12 protein-coding genes and 1 pseudogene are annotated in these 19,071 nt (G+C 71.0%); 8 read left to right on the forward strand and 5 right to left on the reverse strand.

All coding sequences use genetic code 11. The features are described 5' to 3' along the window. Window positions 1-31: 31 nt before the first annotated feature. The 5 genes from ABZ659_RS13280 (at window position 32) to ABZ659_RS13300 (ending at window position 11,774) form a co-directional block, all read left to right on the forward strand. Window positions 32-6,481 (forward strand): RHS repeat-associated core domain-containing protein, encoded by a 6,450-nt coding sequence (locus ABZ659_RS13280; RefSeq protein ID WP_360217640.1) that lies wholly within the window; start codon window positions 32-34, stop codon window positions 6,479-6,481. A 53-nt stretch (window positions 6,482-6,534) separates the two neighbouring features. Further along, entirely contained in the window at window positions 6,535-7,098 is a 564-nt protein-coding gene (locus ABZ659_RS13285; protein ID WP_360217643.1) for a hypothetical protein, read from the forward strand. 537 nt (window positions 7,099-7,635) lie between these two features. Continuing rightward, on the forward strand, window positions 7,636-9,870 hold the full coding sequence (locus ABZ659_RS13290) for an MMPL family transporter (RefSeq protein ID WP_360217646.1): 2,235 nt from the start codon (window positions 7,636-7,638) through the stop codon (window positions 9,868-9,870). A 6-nt stretch (window positions 9,871-9,876) separates the two neighbouring features. Beyond that, complete coding sequence (locus tag ABZ659_RS13295) at window positions 9,877-11,115, forward strand: sensor histidine kinase (RefSeq protein ID WP_360217649.1); 1,239 nt, start codon at window positions 9,877-9,879, stop codon at window positions 11,113-11,115. Beyond that, complete coding sequence (locus ABZ659_RS13300; RefSeq protein ID WP_360217652.1) at window positions 11,112-11,774, forward strand: response regulator transcription factor; 663 nt, start codon at window positions 11,112-11,114, stop codon at window positions 11,772-11,774. The genes ABZ659_RS13295 and ABZ659_RS13300 overlap by 4 nt, the downstream gene beginning before the upstream one ends. Here ABZ659_RS13300 and ABZ659_RS13305 read toward each other — a convergent pair. The 3 genes and pseudogenes from ABZ659_RS13305 to ABZ659_RS13315 all read right to left on the reverse strand — a co-directional run. Then, on the reverse strand, window positions 11,747-13,915 hold the full coding sequence (locus ABZ659_RS13305; protein WP_360217655.1) for an SNF2-related protein: 2,169 nt from the start codon (window positions 13,913-13,915) through the stop codon (window positions 11,747-11,749). The two genes, ABZ659_RS13300 and ABZ659_RS13305, sit on opposite strands and share 28 nt — an antisense overlap. 132 nt (window positions 13,916-14,047) lie before the next feature. After that, on the reverse strand, window positions 14,048-14,422 hold the full coding sequence (locus ABZ659_RS13310) for a PIN domain nuclease (protein WP_360217993.1): 375 nt from the start codon (window positions 14,420-14,422) through the stop codon (window positions 14,048-14,050). A 179-nt stretch (window positions 14,423-14,601) separates the two neighbouring features. Continuing rightward, window positions 14,602-14,691: pseudogene (locus tag ABZ659_RS13315) on the reverse strand (IS5/IS1182 family transposase); the annotation flags it as partial. 450 nt (window positions 14,692-15,141) lie between these two features. Between ABZ659_RS13315 and ABZ659_RS13320 the strand changes: the two are divergent. The 3 genes from ABZ659_RS13320 to ABZ659_RS13330 all read left to right on the forward strand — a co-directional run bounded on the left by ABZ659_RS13320 (window position 15,142) and on the right by ABZ659_RS13330 (window position 18,113). Beyond that, window positions 15,142-15,606, forward strand: a complete 465-nt coding sequence (locus ABZ659_RS13320) for a hypothetical protein (protein ID WP_360217658.1) — start codon at window positions 15,142-15,144, stop codon at window positions 15,604-15,606. A 9-nt stretch (window positions 15,607-15,615) separates the two neighbouring features. Next, the gene (locus ABZ659_RS13325; RefSeq protein ID WP_360217661.1) at window positions 15,616-17,439 is read left to right on the forward strand and encodes an alpha/beta hydrolase; all 1,824 of its coding nucleotides are present in this window, start codon (window positions 15,616-15,618) and stop codon (window positions 17,437-17,439) included. A 281-nt stretch (window positions 17,440-17,720) separates the two neighbouring features. After that, window positions 17,721-18,113 (forward strand): hypothetical protein, encoded by a 393-nt coding sequence (locus ABZ659_RS13330; RefSeq protein WP_360217664.1) that lies wholly within the window; start codon window positions 17,721-17,723, stop codon window positions 18,111-18,113. A 196-nt stretch (window positions 18,114-18,309) separates the two neighbouring features. Here ABZ659_RS13330 and ABZ659_RS13335 read toward each other — a convergent pair whose 3' ends face one another. Together ABZ659_RS13335 and ABZ659_RS13340 are read right to left on the reverse strand one after the other, a co-directional pair. Next, window positions 18,310-18,723, reverse strand: coding sequence for a PIN domain-containing protein (locus tag ABZ659_RS13335; protein ID WP_360217667.1), 414 nt, complete (start codon window positions 18,721-18,723; stop codon window positions 18,310-18,312). Beyond that, window positions 18,705-18,989, reverse strand: a complete 285-nt coding sequence (locus tag ABZ659_RS13340) for a hypothetical protein (protein WP_360217670.1) — start codon at window positions 18,987-18,989, stop codon at window positions 18,705-18,707. The genes ABZ659_RS13335 and ABZ659_RS13340 overlap by 19 nt, the downstream gene beginning before the upstream one ends. Between the last annotated feature and the right edge of the window lie 82 nt (window positions 18,990-19,071).

Raw genomic sequence — 19,071 nt, forward strand, 5'->3', positions numbered from 1 at the left:
TCCACGGACTACGGGGCAGGGACGGTCGACCATGGCATTTGGCATAGGCACATCAAGCAGGGAACGGGACGGCGGAAGACGGGGCCGCGCGGCGACCGTGGCCGTCCTCGCCCTGTCCGTGGTCGTCCCCACCGGCCTCGTGGCCCCGGTCGCCCAGGCCGCGCAGCAGGCGCTCGGCCGCCCCGACCTGCCCGACCAGCGCGTCAGCAAGGTCAGGGAGGTCGAGGGGCCCGGCGCCGGGAAGGCCCGCGCCAAGGCCGCCAAGGACCGGGAGGCGGGCGCCGAGCGCGCCCGCCGGGCCCGTACGGAACGCGAGGTGTCCTGGCCGGGACCGGGCGACGCCCGCCTCGAACTGGCCCCCGCCGACCACGCCCGGGCCACCCCGGGCGGCCTCCCCGTCACCCTCGCCCCCGCCCGGGGCGAACGCGCCGCCGACCCCGGCACCACCGCCCGCGTCACGGTCCTCGACCAGAAGACCGCACGCGAGGCGGGCGTCACCGGCGTCCTGCTCACCGCGGAGGCCGACGCCTCTGGCCAGGCCCGGCTCACCGTCGACTACGGCGACTTCGCCTCCGCGGTCGGCGGCGGCTGGGCCTCCCGGCTGCGCCTGGTGAGCCTGCCCTCCTGCGTCCTGGACACCCCCGGCGAGGCGGCGTGCCGCACGGCCACCCCGCTGCCGTCGTCGCACAACGACCTCGCCGACCAGACCGTCACCGCCACGGTCACCCTGCCCGGCGACAGCGGCGGCCCCGCCGCGCAGCTCACCGGCGCGGCCTCGGCGGGCACCGCGGTGTTCGCCGTCACCGCCACCGACCCCGGCGCGGGCGAGTCCCCGTCCGGCTCCGGCGACTACTCCGCCACCGAGCTGTCGGAGTCCTCGTCCTGGGAGGCGGGCGACAACTCCGGCACGTTCACCTGGAGCCACGACTTCAACGTGCCGTCCGCCGCGGCCGGTCCGACCCCCGAGCTGTCCCTGAACTACGACTCGGGCAGCGTCGACGGCCGTACCGCCGCCACCAACAACCAGGGCAGCGCGGTCGGTGAGGGCTTCAGCGTCACCGAGTCGTACATCGAACGCTCCTACAACTCCTGCGACGACGACGGCCACGACGACGTCTTCGACACCTGCTGGAAGTACGACAACGCCCAGCTCGTCCTGAACGGCAGGGCGAGCCGGCTGGTGAAGGTCTCCGGCACCTGGGACAGCACCTGGCGGCTGGCCAACGACGACGCCTCCGTGGTGACCCGCTCCACGGGCGCCGACAACGGCGACGGCAACGGCGAGTACTGGACCGTCATCACCGGCGACGGCACCAAGTACGTCTTCGGCCTGGAGAAGCTCGACGGCGCCACCGACCAGCGCACCGGCTCCACCTGGACCGTCCCCGTCTTCGGCGACGACTCCGGCGACCCCGGCTACGGCAACGGCGACTCCTTCGGCGACCGCGCGGTGACCCAGGCGTGGCGGTGGAACCTGGACTACGTCGAGGACACCCACGGCAACGCGTCGACGTACTGGTACGCCAAGGAGACGAACTACTACAAGAAGAACAAGGCCACCACCGCCAACGCGGCCTACACGCGCGGCGGCTACCTCAAGGAGATCAAGTACGGGCTGCGCGAGGGCGCGCTGTTCACCGACGCCGCCGACGCCCGGGTGACCTTCGGCCACGCCGAGCGCTGCACCGCCGCCGACTGCTCCTCGCTGACCAAGGACACCGCGAAGAACTGGCCCGACGTGCCGTTCGACGCGCTCTGCACCGACGGCGACACCGACTGCCTGGCCTCCGGACCGTCGTTCTTCTCCCGCAAGCGGCTGACCGGCGTCGCCACCTCCTCCTGGAACGCCGCCACCGGCGCCTACGACCCGGTGGACTCCTGGGCGCTCACCCAGGAGTACCAGGACGGCGGCGACATCGGCGACACCTCCGACCACGTCCTGACGCTGAAGTCGATCCGCCGCACCGGCAAGGCCGGGGACACCGACATCGCCCTGAACCCGGTCACGTTCACCTACCAGTGGCGGGAGAACCGCGTCGACGGCACCGACGACATCCTGCCGCTGACCCGCCCCCGCATCTCCACGGTCACCTCGGAGACCGGCTCCCTCACCACCGTCACCCTCTCCTCCCCGGAGTGCGTGCGCAGCGAGGTGACCGGCGCCGCCGAGGACACCAACACCCGCTCCTGCTACCCGAGGTACTGGAACATCAACGGCTCCTCCGAGGCGTCGGTGGACTGGTTCCACAAGTACCGGGTGCTGGCCGTCGTCGTCTCCGACCCGGCCGGGCACAACGACGCCGTCGAGTACGCCTACGCGTACCAGGGCGCCGCCTGGCACCACAACGACGACCCGCTCACCCCCAAGGCGGAGCGCACCTGGTCCGACTGGCGCGGCTACCGCGAGGTGACCGTCCTGACCGGTGCCACCGGCGCCACCCGCTCCAAGACCGTCTCCCTCTACATGCAGGGCATGGACGGCGACCGGAAGAAGGACGGCACCACCCGCTCCGTCTCCCTCGCCCCGCTGGCGTCCCCGGCGGTCGGCGCGGCGAGCATCACCGACAGCGACCAGTACGCGGGCACGCGCCGCGAGCACGTCACCTACGACGGCGCGACCCCGATCACCGTCGAGGTCAACGAGCCGTGGTCGAAGGAGACGGCCCGGCAGAGCGCGCCCGACGCCCCCGACCACGTGGCCCGCTACGTCCGCTCCGCGAAGTCCACCACCCACACCTACCTGACCGGCTCGCGGACCTGGCGCGCCCGCACGGTCGCCACGACCTTCGACGGCTACGGGATGCCGGTCACGGTCGACGACTCCGGCGAGGTCGGCAAGGGCGGCGACCAGACCTGCACCCGCACCTGGTACGCCCGCAACGACGCGGCCGGGATCACCGACCTGGTCTCCCGCACCCGTACCGTCGGCCAGTCCTGCTCGGTGACCGACACCGCCCTGGACCTCCCGGCGACCCCGGAGACCCGCGGCGACGTCCTCACCGACACCGCCACCGTCTACGACAACCCGTCCGCCACCGCCTGGACGGCGTCCCAGACCCCGACCAGGGGCGCCGCCACCTGGACCGGCCGGGTCTCCGGCTACTCCGCCACCGCGGGCGCGGACGGCCTGCGCCCGGCCACCGGCTGGCAGCGGACCACGGCCACCACGTACGACACCCTGGGCCGCCCCGTCGACGTCACCGACGCCGAGGGCAACACCACCGACACCGCCTACACCCCGGCCGCCGCGGGCCCGCTGACCAAGACGGTCGTCACCAACCCGCTCGGCCACAGGACCACCACCTTCCTGGACCACCGGCACGGCCAGGAACTGCGCGTGTACGACGCCAACCTGAGGAAGACCGAGACCGCCTACGACGCCCTCGGACGGCTCACCGCGGTCTGGCAGCCCCACCGCAACAGGGCCGCGGGCTACAGCGCGAGCACCACGTACGCGTACCGGATCAGCGCCACCGAACCGTCGTACGTCTCCACCTCGACGCTCAGGCGGGACGGCGAGACGTACAACACGACCTACGAGTTCTACGACTCGATGATGCGCCCCGTGCAGACCCAGTCCCCCACCCCGGTCGGCGGCCGGATCCTCACCGACACCCGCTACGACAGCCGCGGTCTGGAGTACGAGAAGTACGAGGACATCTTCGACAGCACCAGCGCCCCGAACGGCACCTACACGCGCGAGGAGTACGGCGAGGCACCCCGGCAGACCGAGACCGTCTTCGACGGCGCGGAGCGCGAGATCAGCAGCACCCTGTACGTGTACGGGGTGAGGAAGTGGTCGACGACCACCACCCACACCGGTGACTCCACCGCCACCAGCGCCGTCCAGGGCGGCACCGCGACCCGCACCATCACCGACGCCCGGGAACGGACCGTGGAGACCCGCGAGTACGCGGGCCCGAGCCCGGCGGACCCCCAGTACGGCGGCGGTCCGGGCACGGCCTCGTACACCAGCACCCGGTTCCGGTACACGCTGGACGACCTGCAGACCGAGGTCACCGGCCCCGACGGCGCCAAGTGGTCCTACGGCTACGACCTGTTCGGCCGCAAGACCAGCGCCGACGACCCCGACAAGGGCCTGACGGAGCTGGCCTACGACACGATGGACCGCCCCACGCGGACCACCGACTCCCGGGGCCGGTCCGTCATCACCGGCTACGACGCCCTCGGCCGCACCACCGGCACCTGGACCGGCTCGAAGACCGACGCCAACCAGCTCACCGCCTACACCTACGACGGCCTCCTCAAGGGCGAGGCGGACGCCAGCATCCGCTACGTCGGCGGCAGGGCGGGCCAGGCGTACACCGAGACCGTCACCGCCTACGACAGCATGTCCCGCCCCACCACCACCGAACTGACCCTGCCCGCCTCCGACCCGCTCGCCGGGGCGGGCGCGGCCACCGTCCGGTTCGAGACCAACTACAACATCGACGGCAGCCTCCAGAACGCCAAGGAGCCCGCGCTCGGCGGCCTCCCCTCGGAGATCGTCGACTACGGCTACACCGGCACCGGCCAGCTCACCTCGCTGGGCGGCAGCACCGGCTACCTCCTCGACGTCGACTACTCCCCCCTCGGCGAGGCCCGGCAGGTCGTCCTCGGCACCGCCGACACCGAGGAGCACAAGAAGGCGTACGTCACCAACACCTGGGAAGAGGGCACCGGACGGCTCCTCGGCAGCCACGTCACCGACCAGACGCACCCCTACAAGCTCCAGAACCTCCTCTACACCTACGACCAGTCCGGCAACGTCACCTCCATCGCCGACACCAGCACCCTCGGCGGCACCGCCGCGCCGGAGACCCAGTGCTTCACCCATGACGGCCACCGCCGACTGACCGAGGCGTGGACGCCCTCGTCCCAGAACTGCTCCGACACCCGCGGCACCAGCGCCCTGGGCGGCCGGGCCCCGTACTGGACCAGCTACACCTACAACGACGCGGGCCAGCGCACCACGGAGACCGTCCACACCAGCGCCGCCACCACCACGACGACCTACTGCTACACGAAGACGGCCCAGCCGCACGCCCTGACCGGCACCAGCCAGACCGCCGACTGCACCACCCCGGACCGCGCCTACGACGTCGACAGCGCGGGCAACACCACCACCCGCCCCGACGGCACGACACCCCAGTCCCTGACCTGGTCCGACGAGAACCGCCTGGCGACCCTCACGGAGAACAGCAGGACCACGGACTACCTCTACGGCGCTGACGGCACCCTCCTGATCCGCGCCACCGAGGACGGCGAACGCGTCCTGTACGCGGGCGCGACCGAACTCCACCTGCGCGCCGACGGCACCACCTGGGCGCAGCGCCACTACGGCTCCGACGACCTGACGGTGGCCGTCCGCTCCAACGAGAGCGGCAGCAGCCAGCTCAGCTACCTGGTCGCCGACGAGCACGGCACCGCCTCCCTCGCCATCGACGCCACCGACCAGGCGTACTCCCGCCGCTACCTGACGCCCTTCGGCGCCGAGCGCGGCAGCGCCACCGGCCCGGCCTGGCCCGACGACCGGGGGTTCCTGGGCAAGACCACCGACACCGGCACCGGCCTCACCCATGTCGGCGCCCGCCAGTACGACCCCGCGGTCGGCCAGTTCATCAGCGTCGACCCGCTCCTGCAGACGGGCGTGAACCAGACCCTCAACGGCTACAGCTACGCCGTCCAGAACCCGGCGACGGTCGCCGACCCGTCCGGCCTCGGCGTCCCCGAGTGCCAGCAGCCGCAGAAGTACGGCATCACGTGCCGGGGCGGCATCCCGGTCAGCACCGGCAAGAAGAAGTCCGGCGGCTCCGAGGGGCCGGTCCGGGCCTGCCGCTGCGGCAGCCGCCCCCCGCTGGTCAAGGGCAACACCAAGCCCACCGGCCTGGGCGGCATCCCCGGCCGCCGCAACATCCAGCTGCCCTCGACGCCCGCCCCGAAGGGCTGGCTCAAGACGGTCCCGCCGCCCAACCCCGGCCCCGCGCCCAAGAAGGACGACGGGTTCTGGGGCAAGCTCAAGGGCGCGGCGCGCGGCACCGGCGGCTGGCTGAAGGAGACGTTCACCACCTGGGACGGCTGGAAGAACAGGGTCATCCCGGGGCTGGCCTTCGGCACCTGCGTGGTGGTGTCCGCGGGCGTCTGCACGGTGGCGGGCGTGGTCGGCGTGGGCGCGACCTTCGTCGGCGACGGCCTGACCACCGGCAGCTGGAACTACGCGGCGGCGGGCAAGAGCCTCGCCTGGACCCTGGCGGGCGGCGGCGTGGCCCGCGGTCTGGCGGGCAGCTGGCGCGGCTCGGCCTTCGTGACCCGGACCCGGGTCAAGACCGTCTCCGAGATGGAGAACGTCACGATCTACGGCTACCGCAAGACCGTCGACTGGGGCGCGACCCAGGCCAACATGACCCTCAACCTGGGCAACTCGCTCACGTTCTGCGGGGTGGGCGCGTCCAGCCCGGGGGTGGCGGCGGGCTGGTGCTGAACCCGACATGAGAGCCTGAGGCGCCGTCGAGGGGCCGGGAACGGAGGAGAGCGATGACCAGAACACCAGCACCGGGTCGTACGACCGTGCTCCGCCGCCGTTCCTGGCCCGTCCTGTGCGGGATCGCCCTGGTGGCCCTCGGCATCGGCATGGCGGCGGCCGTCTGGAAGGTCACCTCGGTGAGCGGCTTCCGCAGCGGCTGGCAGGGCATCCCCGTCTACCTGGCCCTCGCGGGCGTCCTCGGCAGGATCGCCCACTGCAAGGTGGTCCTGCGCGAGGACGCCGCCCTCGTCGTCAACCCCCTCCGCTCCCACACCCTGCCGAGGTCCGCCATATCCGCCGCCGGGGTGGACGACCACGGCACCCTGGAGCTACGGCTCGACGAGGACCACACGGTCGGGGCGTTCGCGTTCGGCGGCTCGCTGGTCGACCGGGTGCGGGGCACGAGCGAGCAGGCGGCCCGGACGGTCACCGCCTGGCTGAACGCCCCCCACTCCACGCCCCCGGCCCCGCCCCGGGCCCACTGGACCCGCGCCCCCTACGCCGACGCCGCCCTCGCCGCGTGCGCGGTGACGGCGGCGGTGGGCGCGCTGTGGATGGCGCTCAGCGGGGGCTGACCTGCACCCGGCGGCGGGGGCGGCGGCGTCGCGTCCAGCGGACCGGAGAGCCGGTGCGCGAGGTGGTGGCCGAGAGCGGCCGTCTCACGCGCTTCCGGACCCGCCTCGCGCAGCACCCACAGGGCGGTGACCAGCAGGGGCCGAGACCACCGGCACCGCCGTCGGCCAGCGTCTGGGCATGCCGCCCCTCCCGCACCGCCGAGACGGCCCGTTCGTGGTCCTCGGCCACCCGCGCGGCTGCCGAGCCCCCTTCCCCTCCCACGCGGCACCCAGCGTTCCAGGAACCCGTGGGCGGTACGAGGGGAGCGGCCCGCAGCGTTCGACCGCACGCGTTTCGGAGCACCCCCTCCCCTTTCTCACCGACCCCGGCGCGTGTAGTGCGTACGCACCAGGACCGCCGGGGAGCCGGCTCCACCGCACCAGGCGAGGACGGCGACAGCGGACGATGCCCGGCCCCGGTGCCGGAGGGAAGGGTGGAAGCCGCGTGGATGCCACGCCTTCCCCCTTACCGCCTGCGGCGTCTGGAGTGATCAGTTCATGGCGACAATTCTCTACCGGCTCGGACGGTGGGCCTTCCGGCGGCGCCGACTCGTGGGCGGTGTGTGGCTGACCGCGCTGCTGCTGGCCGTGGTCGCCGCCGCCGTGGCCCCGGCCGCGGAGGACGAGGACCTCTCCATGCCCGGCACCGAGTCACAGCGGGCGTTCGACCTGCTGGACGAGCGCTTCCCGCAGTCCCACGCCCAGGGCGCCGAGGCCCGCCTGGTGTTCCGGGCGCCGGACGGACAGCGGATGACGGCCGGGCAGCACCGGACGGTCGTCGAGGACACCCTCGGCTCGCTCACCGACGGCGACCAGGTCGCGTCGGCCACCGACCCCTACGACACGGGCGCGGTCAGCGAGGACGGCACCGTCGCCTACTCCACGATCACCTACACCGCCGACGCCGTGGACCTGACCGGGCCGACGAAGACCGCCCTGGAGGACGCCGCGGACCAGGCCCGGGACGCCGGGCTGACCGTGGAGGTCGGCGGCTCGGCCCTGGACGCGGACGAGGCGCTGGGCGGTACGACGGAACTGGTCGGCGTGGCCGTGGCGGCGGTGGTGCTGGTCCTCGCCCTCGGCTCTCTGGTCGCCGCCGGCCTGTCGCTGCTGACCGCCTTCGTGGGCGTGGCCATCGCCTTCGGCCTGGTCTCCGCGCTGGCCGTCCCCCTGGGCCTGACCTCCACCGTCGCGATCCTCACCCTGATGCTGGGCCTCGCGGTCGGCATCGACTACGCCCTCTTCATCACCTCCCGCTACCGCGACGAACGCGCCCGGGGCCGCGCACCGGAGGAGGCCGCGGGCCGGGCGGTGGGCACGGCCGGGTCCGCGGTGGTCTTCGCCGGTGCCACCGTCTTCATCGCCCTGGTCGGGCTGGGCGTCGTCGGCATCCCCGAGCTGACCAGGATGGGCCTGGGCGGCGCGGGCGCGGTGGGACTCGCCGTCCTCGTCGCGCTGACCCTCGTCCCCGCGCTGTTCGGCTTCTTCGGGCGCCGGGTGCTGTCCCGCGCCGCGCGCAGGGCGGCCACCGACCACCGGACACCCCCCGCCGCCACCGACCGACCCGGTCTCGGCGCCCGGTGGGCCCGCTTCGTCCTGCGCCGCCCGGCCGCCGTGCTCCTGACCGCCGTACTCGGCCTCGGTGCCGTCGCCGTACCCGCCCTGAGCCTCGAACTCGGGTTGCCCGGCGACGAGTCGAAGTCGACGGAGACCACCCAGCGCCGCGCCTACGACCTGCTGTCGGATGGCTTCGGCCCCGGCTTCAACGGCCCGCTGACGGTGGTGGTGGACACGTCGTCGGCGTCGGAGCCCGCGAACGCCGTCACGGACCAGGTCGCCAGGACCGTACGCGAGGTGGACGGGGTGGCGTCGGTCGGCGACCCGGTCCTCAGCAGCAGCGAGGACACGGCCGTCCTGACCGCCGTCCCGCGCACCGCGCCGAACAGCGGCGAGACCAAGGACCTGGTGCACACGATCCGGGACACGGTGTCCGGCGTCGAGGCCGACACCGGCGCCACCGTCCTGGTGACCGGCACCACCGCGATGAACATCGACATCTCCGAGGCGATGTCCGACGCCCTCGTCCCCTATCTGACGGTGGTCATCGGCCTGGCGGTGCTGCTCCTGACGGTGGTCTTCCGCTCGGTGCTCGTCCCGGTCAAGGCGGCGCTCGGCTTCCTGCTGTCGGTGGGCGCGGCCTTCGGTGTCCTGGTCGCCGTCTTCCAGTGGGGCTGGGCGGCGGACCTGCTCGGCATCGAGCAGACCGGACCGGTGATGTCGTTGATGCCGATCCTCGTCATCGGCATCGTGTTCGGCCTCGCCATGGACTACGAGGTGTTCCTGGTCAGCCGGATGCGGGAGGCGTACGTCCATGGCGCGTCCCCCGGCGAGGCGGTGGTCAGCGGGTTCCGGCACAGCGGACGCGTGGTGGCCGCGGCGGCGATCATCATGATCAGCGTGTTCGCCGGGTTCGTCGGGATGAGCAACCCGACCATCCAGACGATGGGCGTCGGCCTGGCCTCCGCGGTCGCCTTCGACGCCTTCGTGGTCCGGATGGCGATCGCCCCCGCGGTGCTGGCGCTGCTCGGACGCAGGGCCTGGTGGCTGCCTCGTATCCTGAACCGTGTGCTGCCGAACGTGGACATCGAGGGTGAGGCGCTGAGCGGACGCGTCCCGGGCCTCGCGACCGGAGGGGACGCGGCGGCGCCGCGGCTCCCCCTCGGCCGACGCTGAGCCACCATGACGTACGAGGACGGCGGCGGAACCGGCTGGCGGCGCGAGGCGGCGCTCATCGCGACGGCGTTCGCGCTCTGCCTGTTCGGCGGCGCGCTCGGGGACGACGGCAGCGCGCTGACCCCGCCGCCCACCGCCGCCTACCTCATCGCCGTCGTCTCCTGCGCCGTACTGCCCGTACGGCACCGGGCGCCCCTCACGGCGATGGCGGTCACGACCGCGACCGGCGTGCTGGTGCCGTTCGTCGGCCTGCTGCTGAGCCCGCTCATGGTGGCGCCCGCCGTGATCGCCGCCTACTCGCTCACCGTGCGCCCCCTGCGCCGCGAACGGCAGGCGGTGAGCGCGGTGGCGCTCACCTCGGTGGCGCTGCTGGTCGCCTTCACGCCCGTGATCGGCGCGCTGTCCTGGAAGGACGCCAGCAGGATGGGCGCGGTGGCGGCGTTCCCGCTGGTGGCGGGCGTGTTCGGGCACTCGGTGCGGAACCGGCGGGCCTACCTGGCGGCGGTGGAGGAGCGGGCGCGGCGGGCCGAGGAGAGCCGGGACCGGGAGGCGCGCCGGAGGGTGGCCGAGGAGCGGCTGCGTATCGCGCGTGAACTGCACGACCTGGTGGCCCACCAGATCACCCTGGCCAACGCGCAGGCCACGGTCGCCGCCCACCTCTTCGACAGCCGCCCCGAGCAGACCCGTAAGAGCCTGGGCGAACTCGTCGAGACCACCGGTCACGCCCTCGACGAACTCCGCGCCACGGTAGGCCTGTTGCGCCAGTCCGGCGACGGGGAGGGCGGCACCGCCACCCCCGCCGAACCGGCACCGGGCCTGTCCCGTCTCCCCACCCTCCTCGAATCCTTCCGCCGCGCCGGTCTTGAGGTGACGGTGCACGAGGACGGCACGGCCAGACCACTCCCACCCGGCGTCGACCTCACCGCGTACCGCATCGTCCAGGAGGCCCTGACCAACGTGACCAAGCACGCCGGTACCGGCACGGCCCGGGTACACCTCGCCTGGACCCGCGACCGGGTGACCCTCACGGTCACCGACGACGGCCGAGGCGAGACGACTGCCGCACCCCCGAGGGACCGCCCCCCCGGCTACGACCTGATCGGAATGCGCGAACGCGCCACCGCGGTGGGCGGCCACCTCTTTGCGGGCACCCGCCCGGAGGGCGGCTTCCGGATCACCACGCACCTCCCGGCCCCACCCCCACGAACGCACGACGCGGAGTCCGGCCGGAAGGAGTCCCCATGACCCTCAGGGTGCTGCTGGCGGACGACCAGGCCCTCCTCCGGAGCGCCTTCCGCCTGCTCCTCGACAGCGCCGACGACATCACCGTGGTCGGCGAGGCCGCCGACGGCCGGGAGGCGGTGCACCTCACCCGGCGGCTCCGCCCCGACGTGGTCGTCATGGACATCCGTATGCCGGACCTGGACGGCCTGGCCGCCACCACCCAGATCTGCGCCGACCCCGACCTCCAGGCCACCCGCATCCTGGTCCTCACCACCTACGAGACCGACGAGTACGTCGCTCAGGCGCTCCGCGCGGGCGCCGGCGGCTTCATCGGCAAGGGCATCGGGGCCGAGGCCCTCCTGGACGCGGTCCGCACGATCGCCGACGGCGACACCCTGCTGTCCCCCGCCGCGACCCGCTCCCTGGTCGCCCGCTTCCTGGCCACCCCGGACGCTCCTCCGTCCCACGCCCCGGAGGAACTCGCGACCCTCACTCCCCGCGAACGCGAGATGGTCACCCTGGTGGCGACGGGCCTCTCCAACCAGGAGATCGCCGACCGCATGTACCTCAGCCCCTTCACGGTCCGCGCCCACGTCCAACGCGCCATGACGAAGCTGCACGCCCGCGACCGAGCCCAACTGGTGGTGATCGCCTACCAGTCGGGCCTGGCCCCGCGCTGACGCCCCAGCCGCGCCTGCTCCTCCTCCACGATCTGACGGGCCATCGCCGTGTCGGAGACGTCGACGGCGTCCGGCGTCGACTCGGCGACCGCGCTGCGACGCGCGTACGCGTCGAACAGCCGGGTCTTGTCCTTGAGCATCTCCACCATCCGCTCGTCCACCCCGGGCGTGGCGAGCAGCCGGTGCACCTGGACGGACCGCACCTGCCCCATCCGATGGACCCGGGCCACGGCCTGGTGCTCGATGGTCGGCTTGACCTGCGGCTCACAGAGGATCACGACGGACGCGGCCTGCATGTTGAGCCCCACCCCCGCCGACTCGATCTGCGCCACCAGGACCGCGTGACCCGCCACGGCGGCGAACTCGTCGACCAGCCGCTGCCGACGCACGGGCGGCACACTCCCGGAGATCGGCCCGAACACCTGACCATTGGAGCGCTCGAGCGCGTGCGTCACACCGTGCAAGACATCCCGAAAATAGGAGAACACCACAACTTTCACCCCATTCTCGGCAGCGTCCTGAACGATCTCACGCAACCGCTCCAGCTTGGCCGACTTCTCGGGGCGCGCGTACGCCGCCCTGCGCATCGCCATGAAGTTGCCCGCGAGCACGGCCTCGCGGTAGGCGTCCTCGTCCGACGCGCTCAGCTCCTCCCACTCGTCGGTGTGCTGGAGGGCGGGCAGTTCGGCGAGCACGTCCACCTGGTTACGGCGCAGATAGACCGGCGCGACGGCCTTCCGGAACGCCTTGGACCCGACCACCCCGTCCCGCTCGTCAATGCCCTCCGCCAACTCCGGCCGCAGAAGGCGCACGAGACTACGGAACTCGGAGACCCGGTTCTCCATAGGCGTACCGGTCATGAAGAGGACACGCTCACACCGCGCGGCCCACTCGGCCACGACCCGGGACCGACGGGTCGCCGGATTCTTCACGTAGTGCGCCTCGTCCACGACAAGCATCCCCAGCTCACCGTCCCGGGGCACCGGAAACCCCCGCAGGGCGTCGAAGGTCGTCACCCCCACCCCGCCCCGCTCCTCCCACTCGGCGAACGCGTCCCGCCGCTCCGGCCCGTGCAGAGGAAGAGCACGCAGCCCGCTACGGCCCCCGATCTCACGCGTCCAGTTGATAAGCACACTGGCCGGACAGACAACGAGAAAATGACTCCGCCCTTCGACGGCGGCGAGATGAGCGAGCACAGCAAGAGCCTGAATGGTCTTCCCGAGCCCCATCTCGTCCCCGAGGATCACCTTGCGCTGCGCCAGCGCGAAGCGCGCCCCGAAGGCCTGGTACCCGCGCAACGACACCCGCCGATGCCGATCGTCCAGCCCCTGCTCACGCACCCGCTCGGCGACGTCGTCGGGCAGATACCCCTCGGCGGCGGCGGTGTCGGGGCTACGGCCGGAGATCTCCGCGAGGAGGCTGTAGTACTCGGCGGACCGCAACTCGAAGTCGACCCAGGCCGCGGCCTCGTCCGAGGCACGCAGCAGATCCACCGAGGCCTGCGCGAACAACTCCGGTACGCCGCCCCGCTCCGCCTCCTCGGTCAGCCGCCGAACCTCCGCGACGGCCTCCAGCACCCTGACCCTCCGGGCCCCCCGCGTCAGAAGCAGCCGCAGCGGACGACCAGCGGGACCGGCCTCACTCAGCAGCGGCCCGAGCCGCCCCGAAAGCTCCGTAGCGGCATCAACGGCCCGCCGCGTACCGGGCCCCGCCTCCACCAACACGTGCAACGCCATGACGAGTGCGGTGGTACGGGGCTCGGGCCGATCGACGTCGATCTGAACGGCGACGGTCTCCCGAACGGCATCGGCGATCTGCCGCGCCGCGGCGACGACCTGATCAGCGGTCCGCTGCCCCACACCAGGAATCTGCCGCAACCGGTACGGCCCGGCGTCCAACACCTCCCGAACCGACCGCAGCCCACTCCGCTCCACCTCCCCCAGCCGCAACCGCCCCTCGGTGACCTCCTTCAGCCGCCCCACCGAGATGCCGCCGAGCGCCTCCTCCACCGCCGCGTCACAGATCGGCTCCAACGCCCCCCGTACGGCCTCGACGGCCCGCCCGTGATCCTCGACGACAGCCCGAGCCCCGTCACACAGCCGCCCACCCCCGACGACCACCCCCCGCTCACTCCGCCCCATCCCCGCCCCGTCCCTCTCTCCACCGTCCCCGCATAGTGCCACCGCGGCCCCGGTGAACTAGAAGGCAATCCGACGCCGAGACGGCCACCCAACATCTGCGATACATCTGCGGGCGCCGGTGCCGTTTCCAGCTCAGTCAGCGGTACCCGGTTCCACGACCCACTCGGCCTGCAGCCCGCTCACCGAAGCGATCATGTCGAAGTCGCCCTCGCAGTGCAGGACCGTGGCTCGATGCCGCTCGGCGGTTGCCGCGATGAGCACGTCGGCCAGCGACAGCGCCCGGTGAAAACCGGCGTTCAGGGTCAGAGCCTGGATCTCAAGCGCCCGCTCGAACTCTTCGTCGTTGCAGGGCAGGTAGTCGAATCCACGGAGCAGAGTGCGCAGCCGTAGCACCTCGGGCTTTCCGCGTGCCGAGTACAGAACCTCGTACTCGGTCGGAGCGCACACCGCCAGGAGCCCGTCGCGGTCCAGCGCGCCAAGCCGCGCACGCACCGCCGGTTTGCCCAGGCGAGCCGAGGAGCGCTGCCCCGGTGAAGCGGTCGTCTCACTGGTGCAGACCTCGCGCGCTATCGCGTGGCCAGCGCGTTCATCGCCTTCCCAGACCGCCAGGTCATAGCTCAGGGCCACCCTGCGCCCTACGCCGATGACAGCGCACCTTCGGTGCCACGGGAGCATGGGCAACCAGGGTGCACGTTGTTCCACACGGTGATCACCGGCTCGACCAGCGCCCACTGCTCGTCGGAAAGGCCGCTCTTGCGGGGCTTGCGCTCGCTCACAGCGACCAGCCCAGCACGCCCATAGCCGCCGACCGGCGGGATATCGTCCTGCCATACGTTCAGGTGACGACACATCGCCTATGTACTCGTGTACCGCTCCCTCCGTCACGCCTCAGCACTCCTATGCACCACGCCTACCCCGTCAAGCCATTTTCCCCGCACCCCCCAACCGCCCGGCTCACCTGTACCGACTGATCCGACCAGCCCATACCCCCAGAACCCCTCCGGCTCTCAGCGACAGGTTTGAGCCGAGTGCCGTCCTGGTCGACGCGTTCTGCTCGGCCTCTCCCCAACTAGGTACGGATACTCAGGCCCGGTTGAGCGATCGCGCGGACGTCACGCAGCGCACCTGCCCCGTAACGTCTTCTGCGGCAACCTCTTTAAACACAACGGAAGTCGGACGAAGTCCGCCCGGGCGGAGCATCCGGGCCGCGGGGGAAGGGACCGCGCATGGCGTGGGACGAGTGGGACCAGCTCAAAGCCGATGCCGCAGCACGCGGCGGCCCGGCCCAGACGCAGATCAACGGCATCCCGGCTGACGGGGGTTCCGGACCCACCCAGAGCGGCGTCACCGATGGACTCAAGTCGACCAAGGCCGCATGGAACAAGGCGGGCGAGGACGTCGGCGGACTGAGGGACGACATCGGCAAGGCCCTCACCAAGCTGTCGGACGGACAGAAGGGGCTCGGCGACGACGCGGGATGCCTGAGTGTCAGCGCCCAGCGGGACGTGTACAGCTCCTGGGCTCGCTATGTGAAGTCCGTCAACGAGCGTTGCGGCAGCGTCAAAGAGGTTCTTGAGCAAGTCGGTCATGACCTACTCCTGACCGACGAAGGGGTCCGCGCCGCGTTCGGCAACATCGACCTCAAGTACGCGGACACTCCCGCCGTCGGCGGCCAGGGTTCGGGTCGGTGACGGACAGCCATGGACCTCGCCACGCTCAAGAAGCTGAAGCCGTCTGAGTACGAGCAGGCCGCCGACGGTTACCGCGCGGTCGGTGACATGGCCAGCGCGTCCAAGGACGAGATCGACAACGTCATCGCGGCCGGGATGCGTAAAGCCCTCAAGGGACAGGCTCTCGACGCCGCGCTCGGGGAACTCAAGCAACTCTCGGCCAACTTCCACTACATACAGATCGAATGCGGCCTGGTCAGCACGGCGCTGAACGGTTTCGCCTACGACATGGACGCGGCGAGGAAGAAGCTCCTGTCCGCGCTTGACGATGCGGAATCCCGAAAACTCACGGTCAACGCGGACGGCAGCGTCACCTACCCGGAGGGACAGCCGAGGAACGGAGTGGAATTGCCGCCCAAGGGCGGCACAGTAAGTGGCACCACCGACCCCACCGCACAGGCTGTAGGTCGCCAGGCGGCGGGTTTCGACCCCAATACGCATCACGCCGAGGCCCTGGCCATCGCGGACCGTGTCGCCGCCGCCCTGAAGGAGGCCACGGAGGCGGACGCCAAGTGGGAACCGAAGATCCGGGCGCTGAAGGCTGACGACGACCTCACCGTGTCAAACCGGGACCTCAAGGACGCCCAGTCGGACATGGCCGGCGTCCGGGACGCCGGCAAGAGGTACCTGGACTCCATCGGAGGGCCGCCGAAGGACGGCAAGCCCCAGGCCAATGCCGACTGGTGGCAGGGGCTCTCTGCGGAGGAGCGCGAGGCGTACCTGTCGCTCCGTCCCGACCTTGTCGGCCAGTTGGACGGCCTCCCCGCTGACATCCGCGACGAAGCCAACCGCGTCGTGCTCGACGAGAAGCACGCCGAATACCAGCTACGGATAGACTCGCTGCCGAAGCCGCCCACCAATGAATGGACGTGGATCACCGCGGGCGGATACCCATCCAAGGTGCACACCGATGAATGGATGGACTGGAACAGGAAGTACGGCGACGAGTACCGGCGCCTGAACTCCTCCCTCAAGGGCATGAACGCCATCCGTACCCGATTCGACCAGACCGGCGAGGGGGGGCTGCCCGAGGCGTACCTGCTCGGATTCAGTCCGGAAGGCAACGGCCGGGCGATCGTGGCCACTGGCAACCCCGACACCGCCCAGAACCAGGCTGTGTACGTACCAGGCACCACCGCGAACCTGAGCAAGGTCGGGGGCGACATCGACCGGATGACCGAGCTGTGGCGCCAGACGCAGCAATCAACACCGGGCGCTTCGGTGTCAACCATTACGTGGCTCGGCTACGACGCTCCGCAGAGCATCGTCAAGGACGCTCCGTTCGAGCACTACGCCTACGACGGAGCACCCGCCTACCGGCAGTTCATGGACGGCCTCGAGACCTCACACAGTGGCCCTGACGACGCCCATCGCACTGCCATCGGCCATTCCTACGGCACCACCCTCATCGGAGCCGCAGCCCAGACGGGAAACCTCAACGCCGATGACGTGATCCTCGCCGGAAGCCCCGGCGTCAAAGTGGGTTCGGCCGACGAGATGGACGTACCGCATGGCCACGTCTGGAACGAGGAAGCCGACGGCGACCCGGTCCCCGACATCGGCCGCTGGGGCCACGGTGGCAGTCAGTGGAAGCTGGGCGGCGGCACCTTCCTCATCCCCAGCGACGAGGTCTTCGGCGCCAACCAGATGAACACACAGCCCGAGACCAGCGGCCCCACGTCCACCACCGGGTCCGAAGGCCACAGCGAGTACTGGAACCACGGAACAACAGCGATCAAGAACCAGGCACTCGTCGTGGTCGGCGAGTACGGTGACGTCACTGCTCCCCGGTGACCGCCCCTGGCCGTGCCCCACAAGCGCGCCTCAAACACTCACCACCCTGCCGGACAACTCATAGGACCCGCATGCCTTCCGCCTCTCCCCACGCCCCCCGATGGCGCCGCCGTGGCATTGCCCCCCTCGCTCTCGTAACGACCGGCCTACTCATCAGTGGATGCGGCATGACTGACAACAACGCGAGCACGTCTCCGTCGAGCGACGCCAGCACATCGGACGGCTCTTCGCCGGAAATTCCGTTGGCCGGCACCGCCACGACCGATGAAGGTGTCGCCGCCGTGAAAGCGGTCTCCAGCCAGATCTACGACTTCACCGGCGTGGCTGGCACTGCCTCCGAGCCGGGTCCCGGGATCAAGGCGTGCGAGGGCAAGGACCCTGACACCTACTTCCAGGTCTACCATCCCTGGAACTTCAGGCCGAAGTCCGGCTCCGACAACGACGTGGCCATGGGGAACCTCAAAGAGAAGCTGAGCACAGACGGCTGGGTGATCAAGGACTCCTACCGCGACAACAGCGCGAACAAGAACCTCAACCTCATCGCCGACAACGACTCCAAGAAGATGAGCGTCTGGGTCGTCGCCTACAGCAAGCGGACCACCCCGAGCCTCGGCATCGAGGTCACCTCGGGCTGCTACCAGGTCCCCGAGGGCGAGACGATCGAGCACTCTTGACCGAGAGCGTTACCCCACCTCTGCCGGTGCCGACACGTGTTCCCGACCCAGTCGGCGGTGCCCGGCTCCCCGACCCACTCGGCTCGCAGCCCGCTCACCGAAGCAATGTGTTGAAACCGGTGATCCGCCGAATGCTGATAGCTGCACCGCCACGCACTGACTAACCGTCGAAAGGCAGAAAGCAGACCAGGGGGAATCACACCGCCACGAGCCGGACCCGATCGCCGCACAGCTTGGCCATGTCGGCAGTGTCGGAAGTCAGCATGACCACGGGGCGGTGCTGTCGCAGCGCGGCCTCGGCGACGGCCGCATCGATCGCGTACTTGTGTCCGTGCAACCCGGCATTCATCAGCAACTTCGAGGCAGCCCTCGCCTCCTCGTCACCGACCGGGACGACCCGCAGCCCGGAAAGCACCCAGTTCAGGCGTGACTTGTTCGTACGGGCGTGGACGGCCTCGATGATGGTGAGCGCACTGATCACGACCTCCATGCCGCGCGAGCGCGCCTCAGCGATCAGAGCCACCACCTGCTCTTCGTCAGCGAGCAGCTTCGAGAGTCCCTCGCTGTCGAGGACGAGCGTCCCCTCGTGACTCAGCCTGCGGCGGGCCACTCGGCCTCCTCGGCGAACACCTCGTCGAAGACCTGCCGCGCCCGCTGACGAGCCGGCCCGGAGACCGGCCCCTTGCGGCTCTCGTAGTCCGCCAGGTACTCGTCCAGAACCTGCCCGCGCAGCTCACGCTCAACCGCCTCGGCGATGAACGCGGAGAACTCCCGCTTGCCCACCCGAGCCCGGATCGCCTCCGCGGTCCCCTCCGGCAGCGACAAGCTCACCCGCGTCGCTGGCCCTTCCCCGATGCTGTACGTCGCCTCAGCCATGCCCCCGATTGTGTCAAACGAGTAGGAAAAGCGCCACGTCCGCACTACCTTCACAGCTCTGCCAGCGCCCCCGCTCGCACAA

Origin of the sequence: Streptomyces sp. NPDC006997 (genome assembly GCF_040635175.1) — a bacterium.
Taxonomy (GTDB): Bacteria; Actinomycetota; Actinomycetes; order Streptomycetales; family Streptomycetaceae; genus Streptomyces.

Excerpts from the sequence above, each read along its gene's own strand:
- ABZ659_RS13280 (WP_360217640.1), top strand. The coding sequence starts at position 32 with ATGGCATTTGGCATAGGCACATCAAGCAGGGAACGGGACGGCGGAAGA.
- ABZ659_RS13285 (WP_360217643.1), top strand. The coding sequence starts at position 6,535 with ATGACCAGAACACCAGCACCGGGTCGTACGACCGTGCTCCGCCGCCGT.
- ABZ659_RS13290 (WP_360217646.1), top strand. The coding sequence starts at position 7,636 with ATGGCGACAATTCTCTACCGGCTCGGACGGTGGGCCTTCCGGCGGCGC.
- ABZ659_RS13295 (WP_360217649.1), top strand. The coding sequence starts at position 9,877 with ATGACGTACGAGGACGGCGGCGGAACCGGCTGGCGGCGCGAGGCGGCG.
- ABZ659_RS13300 (WP_360217652.1), top strand. The coding sequence starts at position 11,112 with ATGACCCTCAGGGTGCTGCTGGCGGACGACCAGGCCCTCCTCCGGAGC.
- ABZ659_RS13305 (WP_360217655.1), bottom strand. The coding sequence starts at position 13,915 with ATGGGGCGGAGTGAGCGGGGGGTGGTCGTCGGGGGTGGGCGGCTGTGT.
- ABZ659_RS13320 (WP_360217658.1), top strand. The coding sequence starts at position 15,142 with ATGGCGTGGGACGAGTGGGACCAGCTCAAAGCCGATGCCGCAGCACGC.
- ABZ659_RS13325 (WP_360217661.1), top strand. The coding sequence starts at position 15,616 with ATGGACCTCGCCACGCTCAAGAAGCTGAAGCCGTCTGAGTACGAGCAG.
- ABZ659_RS13340 (WP_360217670.1), bottom strand. The coding sequence starts at position 18,989 with ATGGCTGAGGCGACGTACAGCATCGGGGAAGGGCCAGCGACGCGGGTG.